The organism is Caldicellulosiruptor obsidiansis OB47 (genome assembly GCF_000145215.1).
In the GTDB taxonomy this organism is placed as follows: Bacteria; Bacillota; Thermoanaerobacteria; order Caldicellulosiruptorales; family Caldicellulosiruptoraceae; genus Caldicellulosiruptor; species Caldicellulosiruptor obsidiansis.
Genome location: NC_014392.1, coordinates 1,238,479 through 1,254,028 on the forward strand (window position 1 = coordinate 1,238,479; position 15,550 = coordinate 1,254,028).

Sequence of the window (15,550 nt, forward strand, 5' to 3'; positions counted from 1 at the left end):
CTTGGAGGAGAAAAGAAGATGTCAAAAGAGTATATAGTTATAAAAGGTGCAAAGGAACACAACCTCAAAAATATTGACTTGGTACTTCCTCGAGACAAACTCATAGTCTTTACTGGGATCTCTGGTTCTGGCAAATCGTCTTTGGCTTTTGATACTATCTATGCAGAAGGACAGAGAAGATATATTGAATCTCTCTCTTCTTATGCAAGACAATTTTTAGGAATGATGGAAAAACCAGATGTAGACTATATTGAAGGATTGTCCCCGGCTATTTCAATTGACCAAAAGACTACTTCCAAAAATCCACGTTCAACAGTGGGAACAATTACTGAGATTTACGACTATTTGAGACTTTTATTTGCAAGAGTTGGTAAGCCTCACTGCTATATTTGTGGGAAACCTATTTCCCAACAAACAGTTGACCAGATGGTGGATGAGGTATTGAAACTTAAAGAGGGTACAAAGATTCAAGTACTTGCACCGGTTGTAAGAGGAAGAAAAGGTGAGTACCAGAAGCTATTTGAGGACTTAAGAAGGAGTGGGTTTGCAAGAGTTAGAGTAGATGGTATTGTGTATGAACTTGAAGAAGAGATAAGACTTGATAAGAACAAAAAGCACAATATTGATGTCGTTGTAGATAGGCTCATAGTAAAAGAGGGGATAGAATCAAGACTTGCGGGTTCAATAGAAACAGCGCTTCAGCTCGCAGGTGGGATTGTAAATGTATCTATTGTTGATGGAGATGAGATTGTGTTTTCACAAAACTTTGCATGTGTAGACTGTGGAGTTTCGTATGAAGAAATAACTCCACGTCTTTTTTCATTCAACACACCATATGGTGCATGTCCAACGTGCACGGGACTTGGTTATTTGCAAAAGGTTGACCCTGAGCTGTTGATTCCTGACAAATCTATTCCCATAGGTCAGGTTACAATAAATGGATGGAACTTTACTGAGACAAATTCATATGCGAGAATGATTTTGGAATCACTTGCAAAAGAGTATAATTTCAGTCTAAATACTCCTGTTGAAAAACTGGACAAAAAAATTTTGGATATCTTTTTATATGGAACAGGTGAGGAGAAGATAAAAATTTATACTCCACGTGGTATATACTTTGCGAAATATGAAGGGCTTGTAAATAACCTTGAAAGAAGATACAAGGAAACCCAGTCAGAGTATGTCAAGCAAGAGATTGAAGAGTATATGAGCACATTTACATGCTCCGATTGTCAAGGTAAAAGACTCAAAAAAGAGGCTTTGGCTGTTTTGATAGAGGGAAAATCTATAGCAGATATTGCTGACATGACAGTATTGCAAGCAAAAGAATTTCTTCAGAGCCTCAACCTTAAGGGTAAGGATAGAGTAATTGCCCAGCCAGTAATAAAAGAAATTTTGGCAAGATTAGACTTTTTAATAGATGTAGGTCTTGATTATTTAACTCTTTCACGTTCGGCAAGCACACTTTCTGGCGGAGAGGCACAGAGAATAAGACTTGCTACCCAGATTGGGTCTGGACTTGTTGGAGTTTTGTATATTCTTGATGAGCCAAGTATAGGATTGCATCAGCGTGACAATCACAGACTAATAAAAACTCTCAAAAAACTAAGAGACCTTGGCAACACGCTAATTGTTGTGGAACATGATGAGGACACAATAAGGTCAGCTGACTTTATTGTAGACATTGGACCTGGAGCAGGTGAGCATGGTGGAAGAGTGGTTGCTGCAGGGACATTGGGTGATATAATTTCGTGTGAAGAGTCTATCACAGGACAGTATCTTTCAGGCAAGAAAAGAATAGAGATACCTGAGAGAAGAAGAAAGCCTGATGGTAGATGGCTTACTATAAAAGGTGCAAGCGAAAACAATCTCAAAAATATTGATGTAAGCTTTCCTGTTGGGCTTTTTACTTGTGTTACCGGTGTTTCGGGCTCTGGCAAAAGCACTCTTGTGAACGAGATACTTTATAAGGCAGCAAGTGCAATTTTGAACAAGTCAAAAGAAAAACCAGGTAAGTTTCAAGAGATAATTGGCCTCGAACATTTTGATAAGGTTATAAATATAGACCAGTCCCCTATAGGAAGAACTCCACGGTCAAACCCTGCGACTTACACAGGTGTTTTTGATCATATAAGGGAAGTTTTTGCCCAAACGCCCGAGGCAAAGCTCAGAGGTTATAAGGCAGGAAGATTTAGCTTTAACTTGAAAGGTGGGAGATGTGAAGCTTGCTCAGGTGATGGTATTATAAAAATAGAAATGCATTTTTTACCTGATGTATATGTACCGTGCGATGTGTGCAAAGGGAAAAGGTATAACAGAGAGACGTTAGAGGTAAAGTACAAGGATAAGACTATTGCCGATGTGCTTGAGATGACAGTGGAAGAGGCGCTGGAATTTTTCAAAAACATACCGAGGATAAAATCCAAGCTTCAGACACTTTATGATGTAGGACTTGGTTATATAAAGCTGGGTCAGCCTTCCACCACTCTGTCTGGTGGAGAAGCTCAGAGAGTAAAGCTTGCAACAGAACTTTCTAAAAAAGCAACTGGAAGGACTTTGTATATTTTAGATGAGCCTACAACAGGTCTTCACATGGATGATGTCAATAAGTTAATTGCTGTTCTTCAGCGACTTGTGGATATGGGCAACACGGTAATTGTAATTGAACATAATCTTGATGTTATTAAAGTAGCAGATTATATAATTGATTTGGGACCGGAGGGCGGTGATAAAGGCGGCGAGGTAGTTGTGTGTGGCAGTCCCGAGGAAGTGGCTATGTGCGAAAGGTCATATACAGGTATGTTTTTAAAAGAAATCCTGAAAGATAGGATTTATGCTAAAAAATAAGCGGAGCGTTTGCCAGCTCCGCTTTTTATTTCAAAAGGTTTTCTAGCAATTTTATGTCAACATGACTATTTAAAAACTTAGAAAGCTGCAAATGTGTTTTGGTGTTATTTAAGAGAAGGTAGGCGGTTAACTTGTCGTTTTTTACCACAAACTTTTTGTAAATCATTTTACTCTTGTCTAAAAATTCAAGTATATTTGCATCTTGCAGATTTTGCATATCACCTACAGAAACAATCTCAAGCCCAAACGCTTTTAAGAAATATGGCAGTGGCATATTTTGATAGAAGGTTTCAAATCCCAAAATATTTTTTGCAACTATTTTTGCACTTTCTAAAGCAAACGTCCAGGTTCCTGGATTCTGACCATCAATGTGGGCAACATCACCACAAGCATACACGTTTGAAATCTTGGTCTGCATTTTGTAATTAACTTCAATTCTCTTTATGCTATTCAAAATATTCTCAGGTGACTTTATAAACTCAGTGTTTGGCACAACTCCTGCCGAAAAAATGAGTATGTCACAATAAATTGGTTGACCATTTGAAAGTACTATTTCTAATCCATTGTGATAAGTTTCAATATTTTTAATTTTGGTACCTAAAATAATTTCAATTCCTTTTTTTTCTACATAGTCTTTTAACAGAAATGAAGCAACTTCGTCCAACTGCTTTGGCAATATCCTTTCGCTCAGCTCAATTATTGTTATTTTCTTACCCTCAAGTGCAGATGCAAGTTCTAATCCTAAAAGCCCAGCACCAACAATTACAACTTTGTTGACCTGTGATAACCTTTTTTGGAGCAAAAGCAAATCATTATAGTTTCTGAAAGTGAACACAAAGTTTTGTGTCTTTTCAGTTAACAGATGCTCAGGAAGGTAAGGTTTTGACCCTGAGGCAATAACAAGAAAATCCCAATGTATCTTTTTGGTCTCTGAGAACACAACTTTTTCTTCGAAATTGCACTCTTTGACTCTACTATTCAGCATCAATCTTATATTGTTTGCTTTGTACCAATCTGAAGATTTTAAAAAGAACTTTTCGTCTATGGGATTTTGAAGATAATATCCAAGTTTTAATCTGTAATAGGGCAAAACCTTCTCCTGACTTAGTATGCAAACTGATACATTTTTGTTTTCTTTTCTTATTTGTTCAGCAACGGTTACACCCGCAGGTCCCCCACCAATTATAACAATGTCATACTTTTCCATTGTATATGCACCAGCTTTTTATTCTTTTATCTTTTCAGCAAATAGTATACCAAATTCAAATGATTTTTTTAACTCCTCTTCGTTTGGTTTAAAATTGACCTTTAACCCGGGCAGGACAACTTTTAATCTTATCTGTTTTAGACGGCTTTCAATGTTTGGCACAGCTTCACCGCTCCATCCATATGAACCAAATGCAGCTGCCACTTTTCCACCATGCACAATAGGGTTTAGTCTTATTAGTATCTCATAAATAGGAGGCAAGGCATCCGAATTTATGGTTGGCGAACCAAAAAGCACGCCACTTGCAAAGTATATTTTTTCTACAATCTCTTCTGGCTTGTGTTCAATTGCGTTGTATACAAGAACATCTACACCACTTTGTTGGATACCTTCTGCAATCTTTTTTGCAAGCATTTCTGTATACCCATATGCCGATACATATACTATTACGACATAGGGCTTTGATGGTTTTTCTGAAAGCTTTTCAGACCATGACTTATATAAGGAGATAAGGTCATCTTTATAATTTGTTAATATAGGACCATGTCCCGGAGCAATTATATCAATTTCTAAATCTTTTATTTTATCTATTGCTTGCAGAACATAACTTTTAAACGGTGACATAATGACGTTGTAATAGTACTTGTAAGCATCCATAAAGCCTTCTTTGTCGTTTTGCATAACCCAGTTTATATCAAGGTTTTCAGTACTAAAATGGCAACCGAACGAGTCACAGGTGAATAGAATTTTGTCTTCTACCAAATACGTATAAATAGAATCAGGCCAGTGTAAAAAAGGTGCAGAAATAAATCTTAGAGTTTTATTTCCAAGCGAAATCTGGTCGTTGTGATTTACAACTTGAAATTCAAAGTCCTTATTTGTGATCTTTTTCAGAAATTTTATTGCTGTACTACTGCCAAAGACCTTTATATTGGGATTTAGCTCTAAAAGTTTCTCAATTGACCCTGAATGATCTGGTTCTGTGTGGTTTATTATCAAGTAGTCTATTTTTTCTGGTGAGATAATCTCTTTTATGTTGTCTAAAAATTGTTCAAAAAACTTATATTTAACATTTTCAATTAAAGCTATTTTTTCACTTCCAATAACCAAATAAGAATTATAGGTAGTTCCGTATTTAGTGTACATAACGATATCAAATATCCTCAAGTCTGGATCTTGTACACCGACAGAGAAAACTCCATCTCTTAGTTTAGTATGCATTTTTCTTTCCCTCCGCTTTCTAAGGATGATTCTTGGTATTCGAAATTATTTATACCCTAATTTTTTTTGGTAAACAAATTAGTGATAGAAAATGCACTTAAATAATATATTTTAGTAGAAACATTATTTGGTAAGGGAGATAATAAAGATATGCTCAGCAAAGTTTCAAACAGATTTTTAGCTGTTACAATTTTAGCTATCTTTGTTATAGCTTTGGTAGGAATAATTTCCAACAAAAGTCTTGAAAGTTCAAAATTAACTTCTACAGAACTCCAAAAAAATTCATCTGTACCAGTATCTGAGCAGGTTTCTAAAGTTGAGGGTCTGAAAGGTTATTTGCAGGTTATGGTTGTTGACAGCAAAACTGGTCTACCCATTGAAGGTGCAAACGTAGTGTTTTCAAACTTAGATCAGCTATATACCACAGGCAAAGATGGAAAAACTCAGATTATTCCTATGCAGATTAAAGTTTCAGAATCTTCAAAGATTTTATCGCAGCCATATGAAGAAGTAGTAATTGGAGTGTTCAAACAGGGATATGCAGATTATATTTTAATGGGGTCTAAAGTTCGCCCTACTACACAGGATAAACCTCAACTTAAAATTATAAGAATAGTAAAAGCATCAACTCCAACAACAGCACCTGTTTTTGCGATGGAAAAATACTCTGCTGATGTTGCAAAAGAAGTGATGAATAAAATGAAAGAAAAACTCAACTCACTTGCAAATAACTTACAAGAAGTTGAAGAAATAGAGATTACAGAATAAAGTGCCTTGTAAAAAGGCACTTTTTTTTATATAATAGAGCTTGAATATTTAAGAGTGTATTTTTTATTTTTAGAAAGGTTTTGGCGGCAATGAATAAGGAAGTTTTGATTCTTTTGAAAAATTTACTGTTTCTTTTCTCTGTTATATTCATAGGATTTGTGGGAACAAAGCTCAAGCTATTTTCAAATGTAGTAAAAGACTCTGTAAGCGAACTTATTGTAAAAGTGACAGCACCTATTTTGCTTTTTACTACGATAAGTAGTCAACCTTTCTCTGGACAGGTATTAAGGAATGTTTTCACTTTGATACTTTCAGCTTTTGCTGGAATTATGATTTTGCTCTTACTTGGTTACATAACGGGATATTTATTTAGGTTAAAAGGAAAGACTTTTTATACTCATATTTTTTGTTCTGCCTTCGGTAATACAGGATTTTTGTCGTATCCTTTGTTATACTCAATATTTGGCGAAAAAGGTGTTTTCTTTGCTGCAAGTTATAATATCATGCATGATTTTTTAGCTTGGTCCTTAGGACTTTTAATAATAACTCGACATAATCGTGAAAAAACTAAATTTGGCTTTGTAAATGCAAATTCAATTGCTGTGTTTTCGGCATTTATTATTTATCTGATAAAGGGAGTATTACCGGCTGGTGTGAAAAGTTTATATGACAAGATATTTTTGACCATTTATGATGCTTTAAATCCATTTGGGAAGACCACAATTTACCTTTCAATGTTTTTTATTGGATGTTTGCTGGCAGAAATATCATTTAAAGAGACATTAAAAACCTCATCAGCCTATGCAATCACATTATTCAAAATGGTCTTGTTACCACTTGGTATTATGTATCTTACAAAATATTTGCCGATAAACAATTTTACAAGACTCATAATTATACTTCAAACTGGGATGCCAACAGCTATAATAAGCTCTGTGCTTTCTTATAGGTATGATGGTGATAGCCACTATGCAACACGGACAATATTTATAACAACCATTTTTTCGCTTATAACAATTCCTTTATTAGTGTTTTTATATTATCGTATATAATAATCTATTTAAGAAAGGATGAGATGGTTTGCAACATGAGATTGTAATAGTTCTGGACTTTGGTGGTCAGTATAACCAGCTTATTGCAAGAAGAGTAAGAGAATGCGGAGTGTACTGTGAAATTTGGCCATACGATACACCTCTTGAAAAGATAGTTAGTAAAAATCCAAAAGGAATTATATTTACAGGTGGACCGTCAAGTGTATACGAGCCAAACGCTCCTATGATTGACAAAGAACTATTTGAAAAAGGTATTCCGATACTTGGAATATGTTATGGGAATCAGCTAATTGCTTATGTTTTGGGAGGAAAAGTATCAAGAGCATTATTTAGAGAGTATGGAAAAACACAAATAAAGTATGATATTTCTTCTCCTCTTTTCAGCGGAATACCTGAACATTCTGTGTGTTGGATGAGTCATACAGATTTTGTAGAAAAGCTTCCAGAGGGGTTTAAGGTTTTAGCTTCTACTGAAAATTGTGCAATTGCAGCGTTTGGAGATGATACTAAGAAGATTTATGGAGTTCAATTTCATCCTGAGGTTGTCCATACCGAATATGGACGGGAAATAATAAAAAACTTTTTATTTAACATTTGTCAATGCAGCGGTGATTGGAAAACTTCATCATTTATTGAGGAAAAGGTTAATGAGATAAAAAGTATTGTAGGCAACCAAAAAGTAGTATGTGCTCTTTCAGGTGGTGTGGACTCTTCTGTTGCAGCAGTACTTGTTCACAAAGCTATAGGGAAAAATCTTTATTGCATATTTGTTGACCATGGTCTTTTAAGAAAAGGCGAAGCTGAAGAGGTTATGAGTGTTTTTAGGGATAAGTTTGATATGAATGTAATTAAAGTTGATGCAAAGGACAGATTTTTAAGTGCTTTGAGAGGTGTTATTGATCCTGAGGAAAAGCGAAAAATTATTGGAAGGGAATTTATAAGGGTTTTTGAAGAAGAAGCAGAAAAACTTGGTGATATAAAGTTTTTGGTTCAAGGGACTATTTATCCTGATGTTGTTGAGAGCGGGGTTGGCAAGGCTGCAACTATAAAAAGTCATCACAATGTCGGTGGCCTTCCAGAGAAAATAAAGTTCGAGAAAATAATTGAGCCGCTCAGGGAATTGTTTAAAGATGAGGTAAGAAGGGTAGGAATAGAATTAGGAATACCTGAAAAGATTGTCAAAAGACAACCTTTCCCCGGCCCTGGTCTTGCAATAAGGATAATTGGAGAAGTTACAGAGGAAAAATTGGAGATACTGCGCGAGGTTGACTGGATTTTTAGAAGGGAGATTGAGCAAAGTGGTCTTGACAATGAAATATGGCAGTACTTTGCGATATTAACCAATATGAGAAGTGTTGGTGTAATGGGTGATGAGAGAACTTATGATTACACAGTTGCTCTAAGAGCTGTCACAAGTATTGATGGGATGACAGCCGACTGGGCTAAAATTCCTTATGAAGTTTTAGAAAGGGTTTCAAATGAGATTGTAAACAGTGTGAAAAAGGTCAACAGGGTTGTGTATGATATCACTTCAAAACCTCCTGCTACAATTGAATGGGAATAGAAAAAATTTTTTTGATGGGCTTGAAATTTCTCACAGAAGGGTGTAACATATTTATAAGTTTTCTCTTTGGAGAGTATAGAAGAGAAATGAAGCCTTATGTGGTAAACTTGAGTTTAAAGTTAGTTTCGTTTATTTACCTGTGCCTGTGCATATGCTTATTTATATATTCTAAAAAAGCAGAGGTTTTGTTAATTTCAGCGGTATTGAGTATACTGATTGTTTCTACAGTTTATACCTTAAGTAAAGTAGTGGAAAAAGCTCTTACAAAACAATTTAGCATTTTCTACTTTATAATTCACTATTTGATTGTCGTTCTCTTGATCATTTTGTCTTCTTTTATATCCGCCTGCATCAGACAAAGAGCTTTATATATTGTGATTCTTCTAATAAGCTATCCTATAGCCTTGATAATCTCGTTTGGTATTGCCTATGTTTACTCTAAAAAGCTTTCAAGGGAAGTGAAGTGAAAGATGGGCGAAAGCGTATTGAAGGTTTTATTTACCATTCCTATTGGAAAAGGCATACCTGTGAGAGTTGCAGTTGTTGAAATGTGGGCTGTTATGGCATTCTTGATTGGTCTTGCTTTTTATTTAACATCTAATATGAAACTTGTGCCCACGAAAAAACAGATGATTGCTGAATTTATTGTTGATTCTATGAATAAAATAACCAAAAACTTTTTGGGCCATTATTGGCGAATTTTTTCACCATATCTTGGGACTCTGTTTTTGTTCTTGCTAAGCCTGAATCTGTTGGGACTTTTTGGTTTTCAGCCACCAACAAGTAACTTGAATGTTACTGCAAGTTTTGGTGTAATGTCTATTCTGATATTAATTGTTTCAACAATAATACTTAAAAATCCGGTGAGATGGTTTTTAAGTCATTTTAAACCCATCATTATTATTTTCCCGTTTAAGTTTCTGGATTATTTTACAAGGACGCTTTCATTATCTGCCCGATTATTCGGTAATATTCTTGCTGGGACTACCATTATGGAGCTCATTTATCATGGCCTCATAAAATCTCACATACCTCCTATTGGTATTCCAGCAGCAGCAAGTTTATATTTTGATATATTTGATGGAGTTCTTCAGGCAGTAATCTTTACATTTCTCTCTCTAATTTATCTTTATGAAGCCTTGGAAGAATAAATTTTTAATTTTGGAGGTGCTTTAAGATGACAGCATTAGCAGCTGGTATAGCAATGCTGGCAGGTTTGGGTGTAGGTATAGGTATTGGTATTGCTACAGGAAAAGCTTCTGAATCTATTGGAAGACAACCAGAAGCATTTGGACGTATTTTCCCATTATTTCTAATTGGTGCTGCTTTGGCAGAAGCAGTTGCTATCTATAGTTTGGTTATTGCATTCATGTTAATTTCTAAAATTTAAGCGCTCTCCATATTTTTTGGGGAGCGTCATCTCTTTTCATTCACTGAATTTTACTTTCATTCACTGAATTTTACTTAAATATTATGTTGATTACTCTCTATAAATAGGGTCTAAAAAGGAGATGATAGAATAAGATGTTTAGCCTTGAGATCTTTGAGAATATATTCTTTTGGGCAATTATAAACTTTTTGATACTTTATCTAATATACAAAAAGTTTTTCTTCCAAAGAGTTACGCAGTTTATGGAAAAGAGATCTCAGATGATTCAAGAACAGCTTGATTTTGCAGCAAAGTCAAAAGAAGAGGCAATAAAACTAAAGGAAGAATATGAGAATATACTTGCCCAGGCACATGCCAAAGCAAACGAGATTGTTGAGAAGGCAACTTTGGAAGCACAAAGACAAGCAACAGAAATTATTGAAAATGCAAAACTTGAAGCTAACAGAATTATTGAAGATGCGCTCAGACAATTTGAGATTGAAAAGAAGAAACAAATAAACGAACTTAAAAATCAGTTTGTATCAATTGCTCTTCTTGCTGCGTCCAGGGTAATTGAGAAAAACCTGAATACAGAAGAAAATAGAAAGATGGTTGAGAACATATTTGATGAGGCAGGGGTTGCTTGAAGATGTTGCCAGCAAAAAGATATGCAGAGGCTCTTATAAAGCTTGGTCAAGAGGAAGGTAATCTGGAAAAATTTTATAATCATTTGTTCAAATTATTTGAGATTATCAAAAGTAATAATGAATTTAATAATATTTGGTTTGATTTAGAAATGAAGCGTTCAGAAAAGAAACAAAAAATCAAAGCATTTTTTGATGATGACATTGACAGTTACATTTTGAACCTCCTTTATCTCCTTATTGATAAACGCAGAGAAATAATTCTTCCCTATATACCTCTTTATTACAAGCAGATGTACGATAAAATTGTGGGGAATGTTGATGTTGAGGTTATTGTTGCGCATGAAATTGGGAGCGATGTGTTGAACAAGATTTCTAAATGGCTTGGGAAAAGATATGGAGTCAAAAATCCGAGGTTTATTGTAAAGATTGACAGGAACATAATTGGCGGGATAAAACTTTTATTTAATAACATTGAAGTTGATGCTTCAATAAAAGGTGCTCTTGATTCAATAAGAAAAGAGCTTGTAAAGATAGCTATTTTGTAGGGGTGAGAATGGAAGATGGTTGATGTAACAATTAGACCAGATGAAATTGCTTCAATAATAAAGGATCAAATAAAAAACTATGAAAAAAAGATTGAAACAAGCGATGTTGGTATTGTCATAATGGCAGGTGACGGTATTGCGAGAATACATGGTCTTGACAACTGCATGGCTGGAGAGCTTTTAGAATTTCCTAATGGAGTTTTTGGAATGGCTCTCAACTTAGAGGAAGACAATGTTGGATGTGTTATACTGGGGAATGACAAGGATATAAAAGAAGGAACCATCGTAAAGAGGACAGGTAGAGTTGTCGAAGTGCCTGTAGGAGAAGAACTTTTGGGAAGAGTTGTAAACGCTTTAGGCCAACCCATAGATGGTCTTGGTCCCATAAATGCGAAGAAGTTCAGACCAGTGGAAAGGATAGCTCCTGGTGTAATTGAAAGAGAACCTGTTAAAACTCCTCTTCAGACAGGTATAATGGCAATTGACGCTATGATTCCTATAGGAAGAGGACAGAGAGAGCTTATAATTGGTGATAGGCAAACTGGTAAAACTGCAATTGCAATAGATACGATTATAAACCAGAAAGATCAAGGTGTTTATTGCATCTATGTGGCAATTGGGCAAAAGGCCTCTACAGTTGCTCAGATAGTCCATACTTTAAAAGAATACGGTGCGATGGATTATACCATTGTTGTGAGTGCAACAGCAAGTGACTCAGCTCCTCTTCAATTCTTAGCTCCATACGCAGGTTGCGCAATGGGTGAAGAGTTTATGGAATCAGGCAAAGATGCACTCATTATATACGATGACCTTTCTAAACACGCTGTTGCATACAGGGCAATGTCTCTTTTACTCAGACGTCCACCTGGAAGAGAAGCTTACCCTGGCGATGTATTTTACCTGCATTCAAGACTTTTGGAAAGAGCAGCAAAACTGAATGCTCAGCGTGGTGGAGGTTCACTTACTGCGCTGCCAATAATAGAAACTCAAGCAGGTGACGTTTCAGCATATATTCCGACAAATGTTATTTCTATTACAGATGGACAGATATACCTTGAAAGTGAGTTGTTTTATGCTGGCATAAGACCTGCGATAAATGCCGGTATTTCTGTCTCAAGAGTCGGTGGTAATGCTCAAATAAAGGCAATGAAAAAGGTTGCGGGAAGGCTCAGACTTGATCTTGCTCAGTACCGTGAGCTTGAAGCTTTTGCTCAGTTTGGTTCAGAACTCGATAAATCAACGCGAGAAAGACTTGCTCAGGGACAAAGAATTGTGGAGACGTTAAAACAGCCACAGTACAGACCACTGCCAGTATGGCATCAGGTTGTGATTTTGTACAGTGCTGTAAATGGTTATTTGATGGATATAGAAGTTTCGAAGGTAAGGGAATTTAATGAGAAGCTTGTACAGTATATATCTGCAAACTATCCGCAAATATTTGATTCTATAAAAGAGACAAAAGATTTGACACCTGAAACAGAAGAGCTTTTGAAGAAGGTCATAGTAGAGTTCAAAGAGAGATTTAAGAGTAACAAGTAGGTGAGATTACAAAATGGCGAACAAAACAAGATGGATAAAATCAAGGATCAGAAGTGTCAATGAAACAAAAAAGATCACAAGAGCAATGTATCTTATCTCTGCATCAAAGGTGAAAAGGCTTCGAGATAGGCTTGATAGTACAAGACCTTATTTTGAAAAGGTAAATGAGTTTATGAAAGATTTGATTTTGCATGGAGTGAAAACACCACATATTCTTTTTGATGGGTCATATAAGGAAGGTAAAAAGAAGATAGGTGTTATATTGATAAGTGGTGACAAGGGTTTATGTGGAGGATACAATGCTAATGTTCTGAGAAGTACAACCAGCTTATATGGAAATTTCGCAAAAGAAGCGGATGTGACGTTTTTCCCTATTGGTACGGTGGGACGAAACTTTTTGGTTCGCCATGGGTATCAGGTTGATGAAGGTTTTAATTACCAGACACAGTCTGTTTCTATAAAACTTGCAAGACTCATTTCGCAAAAGATTGTGAGAAAATATTATACCGGTGAAGTTCATGAAGTTTACATCATTTACACAAAACTTGTTTCAACCATAAAACAAGAAGTTACTATCAAAAAACTTTTGCCTCTTGACAAGACTGAATTTGGTATAGAAGAGAGTAAAAGCGATGAGATGATAATCTACGAGCCAGACCCAGTTTCTGTACTTGACATCGTTATTTATGAATACATCAAAGGAATTATCTTTGGTGCTATGATGGATTCATATGTGAGTGAACTTGCTGCAAGAATGACAGCAATGGACAATGCCACAAAAAGTGCTGATGAGATGATACAAAAACTTATTTTAAAACTTAACAGAGAACGCCAGGCTGTGATAACCCAGGAAATTTCAGAGATTATAAGTGGTGCCGCAGCTTTGAAATAATATTTTTAACAATCTTGATTTTAGTTTGAGGGAGTGTAGGCAAGAATGGAACAGAGTGTAGGGTATGTCGTCCAGATTATAGGACCTGTTATTGATATACGATTTGAGAGTGAAAATTTACCAGCCATAAACAATGCTATTGAAATTCACTTTGATGGTAAAAAACTTGTTGCTGAAGTTGCTCAGCATCTTGGGAATGACACTGTTCGATGTGTGGCTTTGGGATCTACCGACGGACTTAGAAGGGGTGTAAAGGCAATAGACACTGGTGGGCCTATAAAAGTCCCTGTGGGAAGGGGAACGTTAGGTAGGATATTTAATGTATTGGGAGAGCCTATTGACAATAAAGGTGAGGTAGTAGCTTCAGATTACTGGCCCATTCACAGAAGTGCACCCTCGTTTGAAGAACAGGTACCTGCAGTGGAAATTTTTGAGACAGGTATAAAAGTCATTGATCTTTTAGCTCCGTACGCAAAAGGTGGTAAGATAGGACTTTTTGGCGGTGCGGGCGTTGGTAAGACTGTCCTTATAATGGAGCTTATAAGAAATATAGCAACAGAGCACGGTGGTTTTTCAATTTTCACAGGTGTGGGTGAAAGGACAAGAGAAGGTAACGACCTTTGGCTTGAGATGAATGAGTCTGGTGTTATAGAAAAGACTGTATTGGTGTTTGGTCAGATGAACGAGCCGCCTGGGGCAAGAATGAGAGTAGCTCTGACCGGGCTTACCATGGCTGAATATTTCAGAGATGTAGAAGGACAAGACGTTCTTTTGTTCATTGACAATATTTTCAGGTTCATCCAAGCAGGATCTGAAGTGTCAGCGCTTTTAGGAAGAATTCCCTCAGCAGTTGGATATCAACCAACACTTGCAAACGAGGTAGGTGCATTGCAGGAAAGAATTACATCCACAAAAAAGGGGTCAATCACCTCTGTTCAGGCTATATATGTTCCTGCCGATGACCTTACAGACCCAGCACCGGCTACAACCTTTGCACATTTGGATGCGACAACAGTTTTGTCAAGACAGATTGCTGAGCTTGGAATATATCCTGCTGTTGATCCTCTTGACTCAACGTCGCGTATACTTGATCCACGAATTGTGGGAGAGGAACACTACTATGTTGCAAGAACTGTACAACAGATACTTCAAAGATATAAAGAACTTCAAGACATTATCGCTATTTTGGGTATGGATGAACTTTCGGAGGAAGATAAACTGATCGTCTACAGAGCAAGAAAGATTCAGAGATTTTTGTCCCAGCCATTCTTTGTTGCTGAAGCTTTCACAGGAAGACCTGGAAGGTATGTGAAGTTAAAAGATACTATAAGAGGTTTCAAGGAAATAATTGAGGGGAAGATGGACCATATTCCTGAACAGTATTTTTACATGGTAGGAACAATAGATGAGGTATATGAAAACTACGAAAAAGATATGAAAGGTAAATAAATCTTGAGGTGAATTTAAAGATGGCTGAATTTGAATTGGAGGTTCTCCAGCCTGAAAGGGTGTTTTTTAAAGACAAGGTCGAAATGATAGTTGTGCGAACAATAGATGGTGAGATAGGTATTATGGCAAACCATCAGCCTATTATTGTACCCATTGGTATTGGGAAGTTGAGGATAAAGAAGGATGGAAAGTGGAAAGAAGCAGCCATTGCAGGTGGTTTGCTTGAAGTGAAAAATAATAAGGTGACAATATTGAGTGATGCTGTAGAATGGCCAGAGGAGATAGATAGACAAAGAGCACTTTTGGCAAAAGAAAGGGCAGAAAAGAGACTCGAGCAAAAGCTTCCTCCTGATGAGTTTGAAAGATACAAAGCGGCGCTGTACAGAGCGCTAAACAGGCTAAAACTTGCCGAGGAAAATAGAAAAGATGTATAAAAAGGCAGTGCAACCG

15 protein-coding genes are annotated in these 15,550 nt (G+C 36.3%); 13 read left to right on the forward strand and 2 right to left on the reverse strand.

Annotation, left to right across the window (positions count from 1 at the left end; translation table 11 throughout):
• Positions 1-18 precede the first annotated feature (18 nt).
• A complete protein-coding gene (gene uvrA / locus COB47_RS05640; protein WP_041742726.1) occupies positions 19-2,847 on the forward strand; it encodes an excinuclease ABC subunit UvrA in 2,829 nt (942 codons plus the stop codon).
• A 25-nt stretch (positions 2,848-2,872) separates the two neighbouring features.
• Here the strand turns inward: uvrA and COB47_RS05645 are convergent, their stop codons facing one another.
• Positions 2,873-4,054 carry an NAD(P)/FAD-dependent oxidoreductase gene (locus COB47_RS05645; RefSeq protein ID WP_013290417.1) on the reverse strand — a complete coding sequence of 394 codons (1,182 nt, stop codon included), beginning with the start codon at positions 4,052-4,054 and terminating at the stop codon, positions 2,873-2,875.
• Positions 4,055-4,072: 18 nt separating this feature from the next.
• Positions 4,073-5,275, reverse strand: coding sequence for an FprA family A-type flavoprotein (locus COB47_RS05650; protein ID WP_013290418.1), 1,203 nt, complete (start codon positions 5,273-5,275; stop codon positions 4,073-4,075).
• 150 nt (positions 5,276-5,425) lie between these two features.
• Between COB47_RS05650 and COB47_RS05655 the strand changes: the two genes are divergently transcribed.
• The 12 genes from COB47_RS05655 to atpC all read left to right on the forward strand — a co-directional run bounded on the left by COB47_RS05655 (position 5,426) and on the right by atpC (position 15,534).
• Positions 5,426-6,043, forward strand: a complete 618-nt coding sequence (locus COB47_RS05655) for a hypothetical protein (RefSeq protein ID WP_013290419.1) — start codon at positions 5,426-5,428, stop codon at positions 6,041-6,043.
• A gap of 89 nt (positions 6,044-6,132) precedes the next feature.
• Entirely contained in the window at positions 6,133-7,095 is a 963-nt protein-coding gene (locus COB47_RS05660; RefSeq protein ID WP_013290420.1) for an AEC family transporter, read from the forward strand.
• 28 nt (positions 7,096-7,123) lie between these two features.
• Complete coding sequence (gene guaA, locus COB47_RS05665) at positions 7,124-8,659, forward strand: glutamine-hydrolyzing GMP synthase (protein ID WP_013290421.1); 1,536 nt, start codon at positions 7,124-7,126, stop codon at positions 8,657-8,659.
• 86 nt (positions 8,660-8,745) lie between these two features.
• Positions 8,746-9,126, forward strand: a complete 381-nt coding sequence (locus tag COB47_RS05670) for a hypothetical protein (RefSeq protein WP_013290422.1) — start codon at positions 8,746-8,748, stop codon at positions 9,124-9,126.
• 3 nt (positions 9,127-9,129) lie between these two features.
• Positions 9,130-9,810 (forward strand): F0F1 ATP synthase subunit A, encoded by a 681-nt coding sequence (locus tag COB47_RS05675; RefSeq protein WP_013290423.1) that lies wholly within the window; start codon positions 9,130-9,132, stop codon positions 9,808-9,810.
• A gap of 26 nt (positions 9,811-9,836) precedes the next feature.
• The gene (gene atpE, locus COB47_RS05680) at positions 9,837-10,049 is read left to right on the forward strand and encodes an ATP synthase F0 subunit C (RefSeq protein ID WP_013290424.1); all 213 of its coding nucleotides are present in this window, start codon (positions 9,837-9,839) and stop codon (positions 10,047-10,049) included.
• Positions 10,050-10,183: 134 nt separating this feature from the next.
• A complete protein-coding gene (gene atpF / locus COB47_RS05685) occupies positions 10,184-10,675 on the forward strand; it encodes a F0F1 ATP synthase subunit B (protein WP_013290425.1) in 492 nt (163 codons plus the stop codon).
• A gap of 2 nt (positions 10,676-10,677) precedes the next feature.
• Positions 10,678-11,220 (forward strand): ATP synthase F1 subunit delta, encoded by a 543-nt coding sequence (gene atpH, locus COB47_RS05690; RefSeq protein ID WP_013290426.1) that lies wholly within the window; start codon positions 10,678-10,680, stop codon positions 11,218-11,220.
• A gap of 15 nt (positions 11,221-11,235) precedes the next feature.
• Positions 11,236-12,759, forward strand: a complete 1,524-nt coding sequence (atpA, locus tag COB47_RS05695) for a F0F1 ATP synthase subunit alpha (RefSeq protein ID WP_013290427.1) — start codon at positions 11,236-11,238, stop codon at positions 12,757-12,759.
• Positions 12,760-12,772: 13 nt separating this feature from the next.
• Entirely contained in the window at positions 12,773-13,651 is an 879-nt protein-coding gene (atpG, locus tag COB47_RS05700; RefSeq protein WP_013290428.1) for an ATP synthase F1 subunit gamma, read from the forward strand.
• 45 nt (positions 13,652-13,696) lie between these two features.
• Positions 13,697-15,100: a F0F1 ATP synthase subunit beta gene (gene atpD / locus COB47_RS05705; RefSeq protein ID WP_013290429.1), complete on the forward strand. Its 1,404-nt coding sequence runs from the start codon at positions 13,697-13,699 to the stop codon at positions 15,098-15,100.
• Positions 15,101-15,120: 20 nt separating this feature from the next.
• Positions 15,121-15,534 carry an ATP synthase F1 subunit epsilon gene (gene atpC, locus COB47_RS05710; protein ID WP_013290430.1) on the forward strand — a complete coding sequence of 138 codons (414 nt, stop codon included), beginning with the start codon at positions 15,121-15,123 and terminating at the stop codon, positions 15,532-15,534.
• Positions 15,535-15,550 lie beyond the last annotated feature (16 nt).

Bases quoted from the DNA above. Each gene is read 5' to 3' on its own strand.
- uvrA (WP_041742726.1), top strand. From the start codon at position 19: ATGTCAAAAGAGTATATAGTTATAAAAGGTGCAAAGGAACACAACCTC.
- COB47_RS05645 (WP_013290417.1), bottom strand. From the start codon at position 4,054: ATGGAAAAGTATGACATTGTTATAATTGGTGGGGGACCTGCGGGTGTA.
- COB47_RS05650 (WP_013290418.1), bottom strand. From the start codon at position 5,275: ATGCATACTAAACTAAGAGATGGAGTTTTCTCTGTCGGTGTACAAGAT.
- COB47_RS05655 (WP_013290419.1), top strand. From the start codon at position 5,426: ATGCTCAGCAAAGTTTCAAACAGATTTTTAGCTGTTACAATTTTAGCT.
- COB47_RS05660 (WP_013290420.1), top strand. From the start codon at position 6,133: ATGAATAAGGAAGTTTTGATTCTTTTGAAAAATTTACTGTTTCTTTTC.
- COB47_RS05670 (WP_013290422.1), top strand. From the start codon at position 8,746: ATGAAGCCTTATGTGGTAAACTTGAGTTTAAAGTTAGTTTCGTTTATT.
- COB47_RS05675 (WP_013290423.1), top strand. From the start codon at position 9,130: ATGGGCGAAAGCGTATTGAAGGTTTTATTTACCATTCCTATTGGAAAA.
- atpE (WP_013290424.1), top strand. From the start codon at position 9,837: ATGACAGCATTAGCAGCTGGTATAGCAATGCTGGCAGGTTTGGGTGTA.
- atpF (WP_013290425.1), top strand. From the start codon at position 10,184: ATGTTTAGCCTTGAGATCTTTGAGAATATATTCTTTTGGGCAATTATA.
- atpH (WP_013290426.1), top strand. From the start codon at position 10,678: ATGTTGCCAGCAAAAAGATATGCAGAGGCTCTTATAAAGCTTGGTCAA.
- atpA (WP_013290427.1), top strand. From the start codon at position 11,236: ATGGTTGATGTAACAATTAGACCAGATGAAATTGCTTCAATAATAAAG.
- atpG (WP_013290428.1), top strand. From the start codon at position 12,773: ATGGCGAACAAAACAAGATGGATAAAATCAAGGATCAGAAGTGTCAAT.
- atpD (WP_013290429.1), top strand. From the start codon at position 13,697: ATGGAACAGAGTGTAGGGTATGTCGTCCAGATTATAGGACCTGTTATT.
- atpC (WP_013290430.1), top strand. From the start codon at position 15,121: ATGGCTGAATTTGAATTGGAGGTTCTCCAGCCTGAAAGGGTGTTTTTT.